Here is a 14,984-nt window from a genome sequence, read left to right on the forward strand (position 1 = left end):
TATCATTCTACCTAATTACCAATTGGATTACAATAGGTATTTTGAAAAGAATAAAAGTTTAAGAAAATCGTAAAAATTACTCCCATTTAAAGGTTAAAATACCACCAATTACAAGGATTACACCAATCAGCTTCCTCCACTGAAAGTCCACCTTATCAGCTCCGAATATTCCAAGAAGTTCAATAAGATATGCTACAATGAGCTGGGAGGTGACAATTACCATAATTGCTTTTGCCGGTCCAAGAGTACCGACACTCTTTATAACGGTAAAAGTGATAAAAGCTCCGATGGCACCTCCCAGAAGCATATATTTGCTGTCAATTTTAAACAGTCCTGAAAAGCTCCCCTCTCGTCCTGTTACATACCAGGCAATCATGCAGACTATAAATGCAGTAAACTGAACAAAGCTTGAAGCCACCCATACGCTTGTCTGTTTGGTTACACCGGTATTAAATACTCCTTGAATACTCATAAGAGCACCTGAAATAATCGCCATTAAGAATCCGAATAATCCCATATCGCTAATTCTTCCTTTCCTTTATCCATACTGCTTCTATCAGAAAAACAGTAAATTTTAAGAAGTGTTTAAAAAAAGGACTGCTGCAAAATGAATGTAAGGCGGAAATAAGCCTCTTGGCTTTCCTTTATTGCACTAACTGAAAGACATGTTACCAATTTTGTGTGCTAAAAACGAATTGTTTTTATTAGTTATAGCACACGAAATTGGTAATGTGTCTTTCAGCCGGTGTGTGAAGAAAAGCCAAAAGGCTTCTTACCGCAACATTGTTAAGAATGCAACAGCCCTTTTGCTATTAATTAGTCTTTACCGATATGGGATTATTTACACATTATTCAATGATTTTTTTCAGGATATCGATCATCTCATCAATCTGTTCTGTTGTTATAATTAAAGGTGGAACAAATCTCAATACATTATTGCCTGCTGAAAAGAGTATCAGATGTTCCTCCATTGCTTTGGCAATAATCTCTTTGACAGGATAATGAAACTCAAGTCCCTGTAAGAGTCCTTTACCTCTTCTCTCCTTGATTCCTTCATAGGACTTAACAAGTTCCTCAAGTTTCTCTTCCAGATACACGGATACTTCCTTCACATGATGAAGCAGATCAAGTTTCTCGTACTGGTCGAATACCGCATTAACAGCTGCTGCAGTAAAAGGATTACCGCCATAAGTAGTACCATGATCTCCCGGTTCAAATGCAGAAGCAGCCTTTTCATTTGCTGCAAAAGCTCCCACGGGGACACCGCAGCCAAGAGCCTTCGCGCTGGTTAAAATATCAGGCTTTACGCCATACCCCTGCCAGGCAAACATTTCTCCGGTTCTACCCATACCACATTGAATTTCATCAAAGATCAGCAGAATATCCTTTTCATCACAGAGCTTTCTGATAAACTGCAGATACTCTGAACCGGCGGGATTTACACCACCTTCTCCCTGAATGGGCTCCAGCAGGATTGCACAGGTTTTATCGTTAATTTTACTCTTTATATCCTCTATGGAATTCAGGTCAGCAAATACTACTCCGCCAATGAGAGGTTCAAAAGCTTCTCTGTACTTAGGCTGACCTGTTACAGATAATGCCCCCATGCTCCTGCCGTGAAAAGAATTGTTCAGGGCTATAATCTGACTATCGCCTGTACCGTGCTTCTTATAATAATATTTTCTGGCCAGCTTTATAGCCCCTTCAATGGCTTCTGTACCGCTGTTGGTAAAGAACACTCTGTCCATTCCCGAGGCTTTGGCTAACTTATCTGCTGCTGTAATTGACGGTACATTGTAGAAATAATTCGAGGTATGCAGCAGCTTATCAATCTGGTTCTTCAATACAGTATTGTATTCTTCATTTCCGTAGCCAAGAGCAAATACTGCAATTCCGGCACCAAAATCCAGATATCTCTTTCCGTTAATATCATACAGATAAACACCTTCTCCTTTATCCAGAATAATCTTATATCTGGAATAAGTGTGCATTAACAGTTCTTCGGCTTCCTTAATGTAATCCTCCATCTTATCCTCCATCCCTGCATCTGAATTTTGTGCATATGTATTTTGTACATCTGAATTTTGTCATTTAATTTTGGTTCATTAAATTTTGTGCATTAAATTTTGTACATTAAGCTTTGTGTATTAAACTTTGTGCATTAAACTTTGTGCTTAAACTTTGTGCTTAAACTTTGTGCTTAAACTTTGTGCTTAAACTTTGTGCTTAAACATTGTTTCATCTGAATTCTTGCCCAGGAATTCCCAGCACAAATTTGCGGTTGAAAGTGTATTTCTTTCAAGCTTACTTTTGGTTTTATTTCGACATTTCATGTTCAAACAATATACTTTCATTGTTAATAATCGCAGTTCCTATTCCCCTGTTGGTAAAGAACTCCAGAAGCAGACAGTGTTCCATTCTTCCGTCCAGTATATGTACTCTGGATACTCCGCCCCTTACTGCGTCAATGCAATTCTTTAATTTGGGAAGCATTCCGCCTCCTATAAAACCCTCCTGAATAAGTTCATCTGCTTTTTCAAGGGTCAGTACGGAGATTAGTGTATCTTTATCAGCCGGATCTGTATAGACGCCTTCTATATCAGTAAGGAATGCCAGTTTCTCAGCTCCAATAGCTGTTGCAACGGCACAGGCCGCATCATCTGCATTGATATTATAAGCATGGTAATCATCATCCAGCCCAATAGGTGCAATAACAGGTATGAAATTGTTATCAATAAGGGTATTGATTAAGTCAGCTGAAACTTCCGTAATATTTCCCACAAATCCGATGTCCTGACCGTTTACATATCTCTTTTCCACTTTCAGGGTGGAGCCGTCTTTACCGGTTATACCAACCGCTTTAACTCCAAGCTTTTCAATCATCTGAACCAGGTTCTTATTTACCTTGCCAAGGACCATTTCCGCAACTTCCATTGTCTGCTCATCTGTAACACGCAAGCCTTCTACAAAAGTGGATTCATGTCCCAGCAGGCTCACCCACTTTGAAATTTCCTTTCCGCCACCGTGAACGATGATAGGCTGCATTCCGATAAGCTTCAGCAGAGCCACATCCTTTATCACATTTAACTGAAGCTCTTCATCAAGCATTGCACTGCCGCCGTACTTAACTACAACCTTCTTTTTATTAAATTTCTGTATATAGGGAAGCGCTTCAATGAGGGTCTGCGCTTTTATAAGTATCTGATCCATGGGTTCCATATGCATATTCCTTTCTGATGAAAGCCTCTGTCTGCTTTCGTTTTATGATACGTTTCTTCTAAGATACAATCTTCGCAATTATTTATTTCAGGACATATTATAACCTTTACTGTTATTTATTGCAGGACATATTATAGCCTTTACTGTTATTTATTGCAGGACATATTATAGCCTTTACTGTTATTTATTGCACCATATATTATAACCTTTACCGTTATTTATTGCAGGACATATTATGAACGGTAATCTGCGTTTATTTTGATGTAACCGTCTGTAAGATCACAGCCCCAGGCTGTGGCTTCACAAGAGCCGCTCTTAATATTTGCAATGGCTTTCACTTCCTTTTGCTTTAATATTTCAGTCGCGGTCTCTTCACTGTAATCTGTTGCCATTCCATTTTCGACGAGTTTAAGAGTACCGGCAGAGCTTTCTATAAAAAGATCAACTTTATCCGGATCAAAAGTTACTCCTGCATACCCCATAGCACAAAGGATTCTGCCCCAGTTGGCATCGTTACCGTATACGGCGGTCTTTACAAGGTTAGAGGTTATAATGGATTTGCTTAGGATTACTGCCTGGTCTTTGCTGTCAGCACCCTTAACCGTACATTCAAATAATTTGGTAGCACCTTCACCATCAGCTGCCATCATTTTTGATAATTCAGTGGTCACCTTACGAAGTGCCTGAGTAAAAAGCTTATAATTACCATCTTCTGCTGTGATTTCCTTATTCCCTGCAAGGCCGTTGGCTAATATAATTAGAGAGTCATTTGTAGAGGTATCCCTGTCAACGGACACCATATTAAAACTGTCCTTTACATCCTCTCTGATGGCTGTTAACAGCAGCTCCTTGCTGATGGCAAGGTCAGTGGTAATAACACCAAGCATGGTCGCCATGTTAGGATGGATCATACCTGAACCTTTTGCCATCCCCCCTAAGGTGACGGTTATCCCATCAATAACAAAAGACACTGCATACTGCTTTGCAAAAGTATCCGTAGTCATTATAGCTTCTGCCGCTAAATCACCATACTCTGTCTCTTCACCCATATTAGCCGCTAAAAGCTTGCAGCCCTCACCGATTATATCAATGGGAAGCTGTTTACCGATAACACCTGTTGAGGCAGTTAAGACTTCTTCTTTCTTAAGCCCAAGCTCCTCTGCCATAAAAACAGCCATTTTTTCATTGTTCAAGGTTCCTAATTCACCGGTACAGGCATTGGCTACACCGCTGTTCAATACCACTGCACGACCTTTCCCAAATTTCTCCACGATATTAATATCCCAGATGACGGGAGCTGCCTTAACCAGGTTCGTAGTGAAAGTTCCGGCGGCATTTGCAGATACAGTACTGTACACCAGTGCCATATCTTTTTTCTTCTTCTTAATACCTGCATAGATACCCGCTGCTTTATATCCTTTGGGAGCAGTTACTCCTCCTTTTATAATTTCCATAACTTCCTCCATTCCCACATATCTCTTCCATGTGATGTCCTTAAGCATTTTCTCCTTACCCTGCATTAGTCTGTTGGAAGAATATAAATGCATAATATAAATATGAAAGCTTCCTAAAGCCTTCATCTCAGGAATTATATCCTGTAACTGATTTATAATTATACACATCTATAAATTATTATGCAATACCTAACTTAAAAATTATTTACGATATCAATACCTTCCTTTAAAAGCTCATGATAGATTTTAGAAATAGGCAGTCCGACTATGTTATAATATTCACCCTCAATTCCTTCAATATGAATTGCAAAGCTACCCTGAATCCCATAGGCACCGGCTTTATCAAAGGCTTCTCCAGTTGCCAGGTAATTATCAATCTCCTTGTCTGTTAACTCTGCAACCTTTACTATGCTTCTCTGATGAAAGATCAATTGCTTTCTTTCTCCTTCTGCTTCCTTTATGATAACAGAAACACCTGTATAAACTTCATGGGCTCTGCCAGAAAGATTTCTCAACATCCGGAATGCATCCTCTTTATCTTTCGGTTTTCCCAAAGGTATACCCTCTAAAAATACAAGTGTATCTGCACTTAATATAAGAACTTTTCCATAATCTGCTGTTATTTCCTGCTCAATAGCTGCCGCCTTAATGGCAGCAAGATCTTCCACCAGTAATGCTGGATCTTTCTCATCAGACTCTTCTGAAACATTGCTCACGATCACTTCAAAATCTACCCCAGCCTGTGTTAATATTTCTTTTCTTCTTGGTGAACCGGATGCCAGTATAATCTTATACATAGAAACCTCTTTTCTGATTATTCATCTTATTATTCTGTTTGTAACTTTTTTTGCCAATTATATCACCGGCTCAATAGTTTGTCCATTCGATACATTCATGAAGGCTCTCTTAAGCACCTATCATTATCGCAGTTCTTACACTTTACCTTCTTATTGTTTTAAATAAGTATTATCCCCCACGCTTCCACATAGTTTCAGGCGAATTGAAGAAAGCAGAAAGAACGAATGCGCCTATGGAAAGGTATTAGAAGTCCTTTTCTCTGAAGGTTTTGTGCTATAATCTAAAACAGATTGTCTGAGCGAAGCGAGTTATCTGTTTTAGATTATGACCAGCACAAAGACTTCAGAGAATTAGGACTTCTTATGCCTTGGAATTGAAGCATGAGTTCTTTCTGCTTTCTTCAATTCACCGTCCCCATGTTAAAAAACTCCCCTTCTTAACTCAAATATTTTTCTTCAAAATACTATTGCATAATTTAACATTTTGATGTATATTTATAATAATTTAATTCAAAAAACAGGAGGACACATATATGAAAGAGAAAGTAATATTAGCTTATTCCGGAGGTCTTGACACCACTGTAATTATACCCTGGTTAAAAGAGAACTATGATTATGATGTTGTATGCGTATGCATAGATGTAGGACAGGGTAACGAACTTGACGGCCTGGAGGAAAGAGCGAAAGCTTCCGGTGCTGTAAAGCTCTACATTGAAGATGTGGTAGAAGAATTTGTAGATGACTTTGTTATTCCCTGTGTAAAAGCCGGTGCTGTATATGAAAACAAGTATTTATTAGGAACTTCCATGGCAAGGCCCGTTATTGCAAAACGCCTTGTTGAAATAGCCAGAATAGAGAATGCTACTGCTATCTGTCATGGAGCTACCGGTAAGGGTAATGATCAGGTTCGTTTTGAACTTGGTATTAAAGCTTTGGCCCCTGACCTTAAAATTATCGCGCCTTGGCGAATCTGGGATATTTCCTCCCGTGAAGAGGAAATTGAATATTGCAAAAACCACGGCATCGATCTTCCCTTCTCCGCTGATAACAGCTACAGCCGTGACAGAAATCTCTGGCATATCAGCCACGAAGGCTTAGAACTTGAGGATCCTGCCAACGCTCCCGACTATGACCACCTTCTGGTACTTGGGGTATCACCTGAGAAAGCACCTGATACCGGTGAAACAGTAAGCATCTCCTTTGAAAAAGGTATTCCTGCCGCATTAAACGGCAAAGCATTAAAGGCTTCTGAGATCATTGAAAAGCTTAATGAGATTGGCGGAAAACATGGAATAGGGATTGTAGATATCGTTGAAAACAGGGTTGTAGGCATGAAGTCCCGCGGTGTATATGAAACACCTGGCGGAACAATCTTAATGGAAGCCCATACTGCTTTAGAGGAGCTTATTTTAGACAGGGATACTCTGGCTTATAAAAAGGGAATCGGCGATAAATATGCGGATGTGGTATACGAAGGAAAATGGTTTACACCTTTAAGAGAAGCTTTGCAAGCCTTCATAGACTCCACCCAGGAGTACGTTACCGGAGAAGTAAAGCTCAAACTCTATAAAGGAAATATCATTAAACAGGGAACTACTTCAGAGTACTCACTTTATAATGAAAGCATCGCTTCCTTTACGACCGGAGAACTTTACAACCATAAAGATGCCGAAGGCTTTATTAATCTCTTCGGTCTCTCTTTAAAAGTACGTGCTATGAAACAGCAGAATATTAAGGAATAATTTATTTTAATACAATATTAATATATCTCTCATAATGCTCTAAAGATCATACTATATTATTAACAGTATAAAAAATGCCAGTGAGGTTAATCTTATTTTTAATTAATCATTCTGGTACACCCTGGGTCAGGTTTGACAATAAGTTATCAGTCAATCCCTGGTTGGGTTATTTATTTAAGAGCATGAGTGAAAGAGAGACCCTTTCACTCCCTCGATTTTGTTCGCATGCCAATGCATGCAGATGGGAGAGAATATGATTATAACTACTACTAATACTGTCGAAGGAAGAACAATTACAGAGTACAAAGGAATTGTATTCGGAGAAGTAATTTCCGGTGTTAACTTTATTAAAGATTTTGCAGCAGGACTCTCTAATTTCTTTGGTGGTCGTTCTTCAACTTATGAGGATGAGCTGATTCAGGCACGCCAGAATGCTTTAAGAGAAATGGAGGATCGTGCCAGAAGCTTAGGTGCTGATGCTGTAGTTGCAGTTGATGTTGACTATGAAGTTTTAGGCGCTGATAATGGAATGCTGATGGTTACCGTTTCCGGTACTGCTGTTAAGTTAAATTAGTACACACGACTTCCGGTTCATGGGCTGCCTTAGAAAGCCGCATTGCTTGCGGTAATCCAAGGCAGCCTTTATTATAAAATCCCCTTCAAAAAGCCTTAAATTGACTAATAATTTGCTGATTCCTTAAAACCCTCAACATTTTTCTTATTTTATATTATATTAAGTTGAAATTTTCACCAAAATGCTTTAATATTAAATTAGTTACTGGTTCCAGTACTGCTATTTCGATTCTGCAAGGAGATTTATTATGGAGAAAGATACCATCTTGGTAGTTGATGACAGTGAGATAATATGTACAATAATAAAGGATATACTTGAATCCCCGTCATTGCACATATCTATTGCCCATTCTGGTGAGGAAAGTATATCTATTGCTAAGAATATCCGACCTACATTGATATTACTGGATATCATGATGACTGGTATAGATGGTTATGAAACCTGCAAAATCCTTAAAAGCTTTCAGGAAACCAAAGATATACCAATTATTTTTATAACCGGAAATAACGATTCCGAGTCAGTACTTCATGGCTTCGAAGTAGGTGCAGCAGATTACGTCTCCAAACCCTTTATTCCGGAAGAGTTGAAAGCTCGTGTCAAAGTTCATATGCAGAATGTAAAAAGCCAGCGAGAACTTCAGCATTTAATGAAGGAACTCAAAGAAATGGCCATAACAGATTATCTGACGAAGCTCTATAACCGGAGATATTTTATGGAGGAGCTTCATAATTATGTAGAGTCTGATAATTCTGAGTTTGCCTTAATTCTGTTTGATGTAGATAATTTTAAGACGATTAATGATACCTACGGCCACACCGCCGGTGATATGGTTTTAGTGAGTATCTCTAATATATTCAGACTTATTCTCAGGGAAGAAGATACCGCAAGCAGATGGGGTGGGGAAGAATTCCTTGTATTCCTTCAGGATATAAGTATGAATGATGCTTTGAAAATTGCGGATAAGCTTCGCAGGGAGGTTGAAAGATATACATTTGTTTTTGAAGGAGTATACTTCCACTGCACGATTACCGGCGGAATTATACAATATGACAGAACACTTTCTGTTGAAAGAAATATAACCTGCGCTGATCAGGCATTATACCAGGGTAAATCTTTGGGTAAGAATCTATGCATCAGCTATCAGCCTGCTTAGGCATATGTTAGAAAGGACTTCAAATGGCTTACGAAATATTGGTTCTTGATATTGACGGAACATTGACCAATTCAAAAAAAGAAATCTCTGATAAGACCTATCAGTCCATTATGACTGTACAGGAAAGAGGACATAAGGTTGTACTGGCATCCGGAAGACCAACACCCGGTATTCTGCCCCTGGCTAAGAAGCTTAGGCTGGCTGAATATGGGGGTTATATTTTATCCTTTAATGGTGCCAAAATAATAGACTGTTCAAATGGGGAGATTATATTCCAGCAGGTTTTAGACCGGGATTATCTTCCTTTTCTTCATAATAAGGCAAAAGAAAATAACGTTGGTATACTTTCCTATGAAGGCGACTGTGTTATCACAGACTCACCAATTGACAAATATATGGAGATCGAATCACGAATAAACGGTATTCCCATTAAACAAATCGATGATTTTCCTTCCTATATACAATTTGATATAAACAAATGTCTGATGACCGGAGATCCAGACATCTTACGGCAAATAGAGCCAGGGTTAAAGGAACATTTTAATGATTTATTAAATATCTACCGTTCAGAACCTTTCTTCCTGGAAATTATGCCAAAGAATATTGATAAAGCCTTTTCTCTCGGTAAGCTTCTGGATCATCTTGGTCTTTCCAGAGAGCAAATGATAAGCTGTGGTGATGGTTTTAATGATATCTCAATGATTGAGTATGCAGGAATGGGCGTAGCCATGGCAAATGCCCAAGAAATCGTTAAGAGCAAGGCAGATTATATCACCTTATCCAATGATGAAGACGGCATAGCTCATGTAATTGAAGAATTTATGTTATAAGAATTTATGCTTATAAGAACTTATGTTTATAAGAAGTTATGCTTATAAGAAATTTATGTTTACAAGAATTTATGTTTACAAGAAATTTATGTTTATAAGAACTTATATTTATAAGGACTTATGTTTATTAGAACTTATGTTTATAAGAATTTATGTTTATAAGAACTTATATTTATAAGAACTTATATTTACAAAAATTTATGTTTACAAGAACTTATATTTATAAGAACTTATGTTTACAAAAATTTATGTTTACAAGAACTTACGTTTATAAAAATTTCATGTTTACAAATTTTAATATAAAATAAAAAAAAGCTCCATGACCTTCTCTTTGTGAAATCTATCACAAGTCAGGTCATGGAGCTTATCAGTTTGATTGATTTGTTATAAAGCTCCATGTCTATTAAACCTTTCTTACAAATGTATTTAAAACCTTTAATTGGCAAGAGGTATTCCTGTTGACCTAAAAATTTCTTTTACTTCTTCTACAAGCTTTTTATCTGGCTCATTGGTGTCAAACAGCTTATATTCATACCCAAGCTCTTTCCACTTATACTCTCCCATTTTATGAAAAGGAAGTAACTCAATCTTTGAAACATTAGTGTAACTCTTTAAATGCTCCGCAAGTGCTCTTATGGACTCAATATTATCCGTAAGTCCCGGCACCAATACATAACGTACCCAGGTATTAATTCCGATTTCTTTGGTATACTCAAGAAATTTAAGGGTGGGGGCTAAATCTACACCTGTTACTTTATTATAAACTGTTGGGTCAAAATTCTTTATATCCAGCAGCACCAGATCGGAATACTTAAGTACTTCCTTTACTTTCTCGGTAAATATATAACCTGAGGTATCGATAGCTACTGAAATTCCCTCTTCCTTGCACCTCTTACTCATTTCCAGTATGAAGTCTGCCTGAAGCAGGGGTTCTCCGCCAGTAAAAGTGACTCCTCCTCCTGAAAAGGCCATATAGGATTTGTATCTCCTGATCTCATTCATAAGATTATCCGGTTTATAGATTGTTCCCGTCCCCGTATCCCAGGTATCCGGGTTATGACAGAACTGGCAACGCAATGGACATCCTTGCATAAAAACAACAAAGCGGACTCCTGGTCCATCCACTGTTCCGCAACTTTCTACGGAATGCACACGCCCTGTAATTTCTTTTATTTTTTTGCTATTATCATTTGTTTTGTTCGTATCTGCACTCATATTTATTACCATGCCTTTCTCCTAATCTGCCAGTTTGAACCACAGGTACAAATTAAATTTACATATAAAATTCTTTATTAAAGCTTTTTTTCAGATATCAAATATGTTTATGATATTCCTGTATTCATTTTTCGTGAATTTATCATTGAATATCTAAAATAACACATTTTCCATATACATGATAGGGGGCTTGAGACTATTATTTAATCACAAAGTCCGTCCTTAGACAATCCTTGCATTTAAATAACAGAAACAAGCCCCTCATACATTGTATGAATGATGGTCTAAGACCACAGTTACTCATTTTAACAGATAAATGTTAATTGGAAATCAGTTATCTCTGATTACCTCTCGTGGAAAGTACGATTGATTACATCTAACTGCTGCTCTTTGCTCAGCTTGATGAAGTTAACGGCATAACCGGAAACACGGATAGTAAGCTGAGGATACTTTTCAGGATGATCCATAGCATCTAATAATGTCTCTCTGTCAAATACGTTAACATTGATATGGTGACCTTTATCGAAGAAATATCCATCTAATAAACCTACAAGGTTTGTTACTCTTTCATCTGACTCCTTACCTAATGCCTTAGGTACAATAGAGAAGGTATAGGAAATACCATCTTCTGCATGCTTATAAGGAAGCTTTGCAACAGATGCCATGGATGCAACAGCACCTTTCTTATCTCTTCCGTGCATAGGGTTAGCACCGGGAGCAAAAGGCTCTCCAGCTTTTCTTCCATCAGGAGTATTACCTGTCTTCTTACCGTAAACAACGTTAGAAGTAATTGTTAATACAGAAAGAGTATGCTTTGCATCACGGTAAGTCTTGAATTTACGAAGTTTATTCATAAATTTCTCAACTATATCAACTGCTATCTGATCTACACGGTCATCGTTGTTACCGTATGCAGGATATTCGCCTTCGATCTCATAATCTACTGCAAGACCCTCTTCATTACGGATAATCTTAACCTTAGCGTGCTTTACTGCGGATAAGGAGTCTGCTACTACAGAAAGTCCTGCAATACCGCAAGCTTCCGTACGTAAAATTGAGATATCATGAAGAGCCATCTGTAAACGCTCATAGTTGTATTTATCATGCATATAGTGAATTACATTTAAGGTATTGATATATAATTCAGCAAGCCATTCCATTGTCTGGTCGAATTTACTGATTAACTCATCATACTCTAAATAATCACCGCGTACAGGCTCAAACATAGGTCCTACCTGTTCACCGGTCTTCTCATCTTTACCACCGTTGATAGCATAAAGTAATGCTTTGGCAAGGTTTGCACGAGCTCCGAAAAACTGCATCTGCTTACCTACTCTCATGGCAGAAACACAGCAGGCAATTGCATAATCATCGCCCCATACATCTCTCATGATGTCATCGCTCTCATACTGGATAGAACTTGTGTCAATGGAAACCTTGGCACAGAAATCCTTAAAGCCCTGAGGTAAGAAGGTTGACCAAAGTACAGTAAGATTGGGTTCGGGAGCGGGTCCTAAGTTGTATAAGGTATGAAGAACACGGAAACTGCTCTTTGTTACAAGAGTACGTCCGTCAACACCCATACCACCGATTGCTTCAGTTACCCAGGTAGGATCTCCTGAGAATAAATCATTGTAAGCAGGTGTACGTAAGAAACGAACCATACGTAACTTCATAACGAAATGATCCATGATTTCCTGAATCTCTTCTTCTGTGATCAGACCATTCTGTAAATCACGCTCATAGTAGATATCAAGGAAGGTCGTTACACGGCCAAGGCTCATTGCAGCGCCGTCCTGCTCCTTAACAGCTCCAAGATAAGCAAAATAGGTCCACTGAGTAGCCTCAAGGGAATTTTTTGCAGGGTTGCTGATATCAAACCCGTATCTTGCAGCCATTGCCTTTAATTCTTTTAATGCTTTGATCTGCTCTGAGATTTCTTCTCTTAACAGGATTTCAGGGGATTCCAGAGTATTTCTCTCAAGGAGTTTCTTCTGGTCAACTTTCTCCTGAATAAGGAAATCCACACCATAAAGAGCAACTCTTCTGTAATCTCCGATAATACGACCTCTGCCGTATGCATCGGGAAGACCTGTAATAATACCGGTATGTCTTGCTTTCTTCATAGAATCAGTATAAGCTGCGAATACACCGTCATTATGAGTCTTTCTTAAGTTGGTGTAAACCTCTTCTGTTCTTGAATCCAGTGTGTATCCATAGGACTCAAGGGCACTTTTTACAACACGAATACCACCGTTAGGCATGATTCCTCTTTTTAAAGGCTTATCTGTCTGAAAACCTACGATAACTTCGTTGTCTTTATCCAGGTATCCTGCATCAAAAGTGGTAATAGTGGAAGGTCTTGATGTTTCTGCATCTACAATACCTTTCTCTGTCTCCACCTTCATTAATTCCAGAACTTTATCCCAAAGTTTCTTGGTTTTCTCGGTTGCTCCTGCTAGGAAGGAACCGTCTCCTTCGTAGGGTGTATAATTATGTTGAATGAAGCTTCTGACGTTAACGTCTGTCGTCCAGCTTCCGGGCGTAAAACCATTCCATTCTTCTCTCATGAATGTCCTCCTGACTCTCTTCTCAGTATTGATATATATCTTGTAGTTAATCAATTCTTTTTTAATTAATACATCAATATATAGTAAATACTAAAGAATACATTCTGTCTTGTCAATACTTTTAATGAGTAATTTTATCATTTAGAAGTATGTGCTATGAAAAACGATAAAAGTAACTGATATTACAGCACTTTAGATAAAAATTCTTTCAGCCTTGGATTAGCAGGATTTTGGAAAAAGGCCTGAGGTTCATTTTGCTCCATAATAGAACCCTGATCCATAAAAAGAACTCTGGTTCCTACCTCTCTGGCAAAACCCATCTCATGGGTTACCACTACCATAGTCATTCCATCCTCTGCCAGTTCCTTCATCAATTCCAGTACCTCGCCTACCATTTCCGGGTCAAGGGCAGAAGTAGGCTCATCAAAGAGCATAACATCCGGGTTCATTGCCAGGGCTCTGGCTATGGCAATTCTCTGTTTCTGTCCTCCTGAAAGCTGCTTGGGAAAGCTGTTTGCTTTTTCGGGCAATCCGACACGCTTAAGGAGTTCCTGCGCCCTCTGCTCCGCTTCTTCTTTTCCCATTATCCCCAGTTTAACCGGTGCCAGGGTTATATTCTCTTTAACCGTCTTATGGGGAAAGAGATTAAACTGCTGAAAAACCATCCCCATTTTTCTACGCAGTACGTTAATATCGTTTTTAGGATCCAGGATGTTCTGTCCCTCAAACCAGATTTCACCGCTGTTTGGTGTCTCGAGGAGGTTAAGGCATCGCAAGAAGGTAGATTTACCGGAACCGGAAGGTCCTATAACAACAACCTTTTCTCCTTTTTGAATCGTTTCGGAGAGATTATTAAGGACCACCTGAGAGCCAAATTGTTTCGTAAGATTCTTAATTTCTATCACCTTGTGCCATCCTCCTTTCAAATAAATTCAATAACTTAGTCAACCCTAATACGATTATCAGATAAAATACTGCCGCAATAAATAATGGTGGTAATAAATCCCAGGTTCTGGAGCCTATATAGGAGGCTGCCTTTGTCAGATCTGTTATTGCGATCATACTTGCTACTGAGGTTTCTTTGATCAATACAATGAATTCATTACCAAGTGCCGGCAGAATGTTTTTAATTGCCTGGGGCATAATGATCATAAACATGGTCTGGCTGCTGTTAAGGCCTAAGGAACGTCCTGCCTCGTACTGCCCCTTATCAATGGATTCGATACCTGCTCTGACAATTTCAGCAACATAAGCTCCGGAGTTAATACCAAAACAGATACCGGCTACCAATATTTCATTGGTGTTTCTTGCAGTGAAAATCAGGTTATAAATAATTAATAACTGTAATAATACAGGTGTTCCCCGAATAATGGTAATATAAAGGTTGCAGAGTTTGAACCGACCCCCAAAAGTTAGACCAAAAATCAAAC

13 protein-coding genes are annotated in these 14,984 nt (G+C 38.6%); 4 read left to right on the forward strand and 9 right to left on the reverse strand.

Features of this window, described 5'->3' with window-relative positions; all coding sequences use genetic code 11:
• Positions 1–76: 76 nt before the first annotated feature.
• From BR73_RS0120115 to BR73_RS0120135, 5 genes are all read right to left on the reverse strand, one after another.
• Positions 77–517: a DMT family transporter gene (locus BR73_RS0120115; RefSeq protein WP_033167733.1), complete on the reverse strand. Its 441-nt coding sequence runs from the start codon at positions 515–517 to the stop codon at positions 77–79.
• A gap of 331 nt (positions 518–848) precedes the next feature.
• The gene (locus BR73_RS0120120; protein WP_081848807.1) at positions 849–2,027 is read right to left on the reverse strand and encodes an aspartate aminotransferase family protein; all 1,179 of its coding nucleotides are present in this window, start codon (positions 2,025–2,027) and stop codon (positions 849–851) included.
• Between the two features lie 289 nt (positions 2,028–2,316).
• Positions 2,317–3,225, reverse strand: a complete 909-nt coding sequence (gene argB, locus BR73_RS0120125; protein WP_033167735.1) for an acetylglutamate kinase — start codon at positions 3,223–3,225, stop codon at positions 2,317–2,319.
• 227 nt (positions 3,226–3,452) lie between these two features.
• Positions 3,453–4,673, reverse strand: coding sequence for a bifunctional glutamate N-acetyltransferase/amino-acid acetyltransferase ArgJ (gene argJ, locus BR73_RS0120130; protein ID WP_033168764.1), 1,221 nt, complete (start codon positions 4,671–4,673; stop codon positions 3,453–3,455).
• A 194-nt stretch (positions 4,674–4,867) separates the two neighbouring features.
• Positions 4,868–5,470 carry a Maf family protein gene (locus BR73_RS0120135; protein WP_033167736.1) on the reverse strand — a complete coding sequence of 201 codons (603 nt, stop codon included), beginning with the start codon at positions 5,468–5,470 and terminating at the stop codon, positions 4,868–4,870.
• A 533-nt stretch (positions 5,471–6,003) separates the two neighbouring features.
• On the opposite strand from BR73_RS0120135, the gene BR73_RS0120140 reads away from it, so the two are divergent.
• The 4 genes from BR73_RS0120140 to BR73_RS0120155 all read left to right on the forward strand — a co-directional run bounded on the left by BR73_RS0120140 (position 6,004) and on the right by BR73_RS0120155 (position 9,769).
• Entirely contained in the window at positions 6,004–7,212 is a 1,209-nt protein-coding gene (locus tag BR73_RS0120140; RefSeq protein ID WP_033167737.1) for an argininosuccinate synthase, read from the forward strand.
• A gap of 253 nt (positions 7,213–7,465) precedes the next feature.
• Positions 7,466–7,786 carry a putative heavy metal-binding protein gene (locus BR73_RS0120145; RefSeq protein WP_033167738.1) on the forward strand — a complete coding sequence of 107 codons (321 nt, stop codon included), beginning with the start codon at positions 7,466–7,468 and terminating at the stop codon, positions 7,784–7,786.
• Positions 7,787–8,033: 247 nt separating this feature from the next.
• Positions 8,034–8,939, forward strand: coding sequence for a diguanylate cyclase (locus BR73_RS0120150; protein WP_033167739.1), 906 nt, complete (start codon positions 8,034–8,036; stop codon positions 8,937–8,939).
• Between the two features lie 23 nt (positions 8,940–8,962).
• Positions 8,963–9,769: a Cof-type HAD-IIB family hydrolase gene (locus BR73_RS0120155; protein ID WP_033167740.1), complete on the forward strand. Its 807-nt coding sequence runs from the start codon at positions 8,963–8,965 to the stop codon at positions 9,767–9,769.
• Positions 9,770–10,204: 435 nt separating this feature from the next.
• On the opposite strand, the gene pflA is transcribed toward BR73_RS0120155, so the two are convergent.
• The 4 genes from pflA to BR73_RS0120175 form a co-directional block, all read right to left on the reverse strand.
• On the reverse strand, positions 10,205–10,996 hold the full coding sequence (gene pflA, locus BR73_RS0120160) for a pyruvate formate-lyase-activating protein (RefSeq protein WP_242860737.1): 792 nt from the start codon (positions 10,994–10,996) through the stop codon (positions 10,205–10,207).
• A gap of 332 nt (positions 10,997–11,328) precedes the next feature.
• A complete protein-coding gene (gene pflB / locus BR73_RS0120165) occupies positions 11,329–13,554 on the reverse strand; it encodes a formate C-acetyltransferase (protein ID WP_033167741.1) in 2,226 nt (741 codons plus the stop codon).
• Between the two features lie 182 nt (positions 13,555–13,736).
• Positions 13,737–14,459 (reverse strand): amino acid ABC transporter ATP-binding protein, encoded by a 723-nt coding sequence (locus BR73_RS0120170; protein ID WP_033167742.1) that lies wholly within the window; start codon positions 14,457–14,459, stop codon positions 13,737–13,739.
• A complete protein-coding gene (locus tag BR73_RS0120175) occupies positions 14,446–14,982 on the reverse strand; it encodes an amino acid ABC transporter permease (RefSeq protein ID WP_081848808.1) in 537 nt (178 codons plus the stop codon). The genes BR73_RS0120170 and BR73_RS0120175 overlap by 14 nt, the downstream gene beginning before the upstream one ends.
• Positions 14,983–14,984: the final 2 nt, after the last annotated feature.

Origin of the sequence: Clostridium sp. KNHs205, from assembly GCF_000702945.1 — a bacterium.
GTDB lineage: Bacteria > Bacillota > Clostridia > Lachnospirales > Lachnospiraceae > Anaerocolumna.

Coding starts and splice junctions, on each gene's coding strand:
- argB (WP_033167735.1), bottom strand. CDS start 3,225: ATGCATATGGAACCCATGGATCAGATACTTATAAAAGCGCAGACCCTC.
- argJ (WP_033168764.1), bottom strand. CDS start 4,673: ATGGAAATTATAAAAGGAGGAGTAACTGCTCCCAAAGGATATAAAGCA.
- BR73_RS0120115 (WP_033167733.1), bottom strand. CDS start 517: ATGGGATTATTCGGATTCTTAATGGCGATTATTTCAGGTGCTCTTATG.
- BR73_RS0120145 (WP_033167738.1), top strand. CDS start 7,466: ATGATTATAACTACTACTAATACTGTCGAAGGAAGAACAATTACAGAG.
- BR73_RS0120150 (WP_033167739.1), top strand. CDS start 8,034: ATGGAGAAAGATACCATCTTGGTAGTTGATGACAGTGAGATAATATGT.
- pflB (WP_033167741.1), bottom strand. CDS start 13,554: ATGAGAGAAGAATGGAATGGTTTTACGCCCGGAAGCTGGACGACAGAC.
- BR73_RS0120155 (WP_033167740.1), top strand. CDS start 8,963: ATGGCTTACGAAATATTGGTTCTTGATATTGACGGAACATTGACCAAT.
- BR73_RS0120135 (WP_033167736.1), bottom strand. CDS start 5,470: ATGTATAAGATTATACTGGCATCCGGTTCACCAAGAAGAAAAGAAATA.
- pflA (WP_242860737.1), bottom strand. CDS start 10,996: ATGGTAATAAATATGAGTGCAGATACGAACAAAACAAATGATAATAGC.
- BR73_RS0120120 (WP_081848807.1), bottom strand. CDS start 2,027: ATGGAGGATTACATTAAGGAAGCCGAAGAACTGTTAATGCACACTTAT.
- BR73_RS0120140 (WP_033167737.1), top strand. CDS start 6,004: ATGAAAGAGAAAGTAATATTAGCTTATTCCGGAGGTCTTGACACCACT.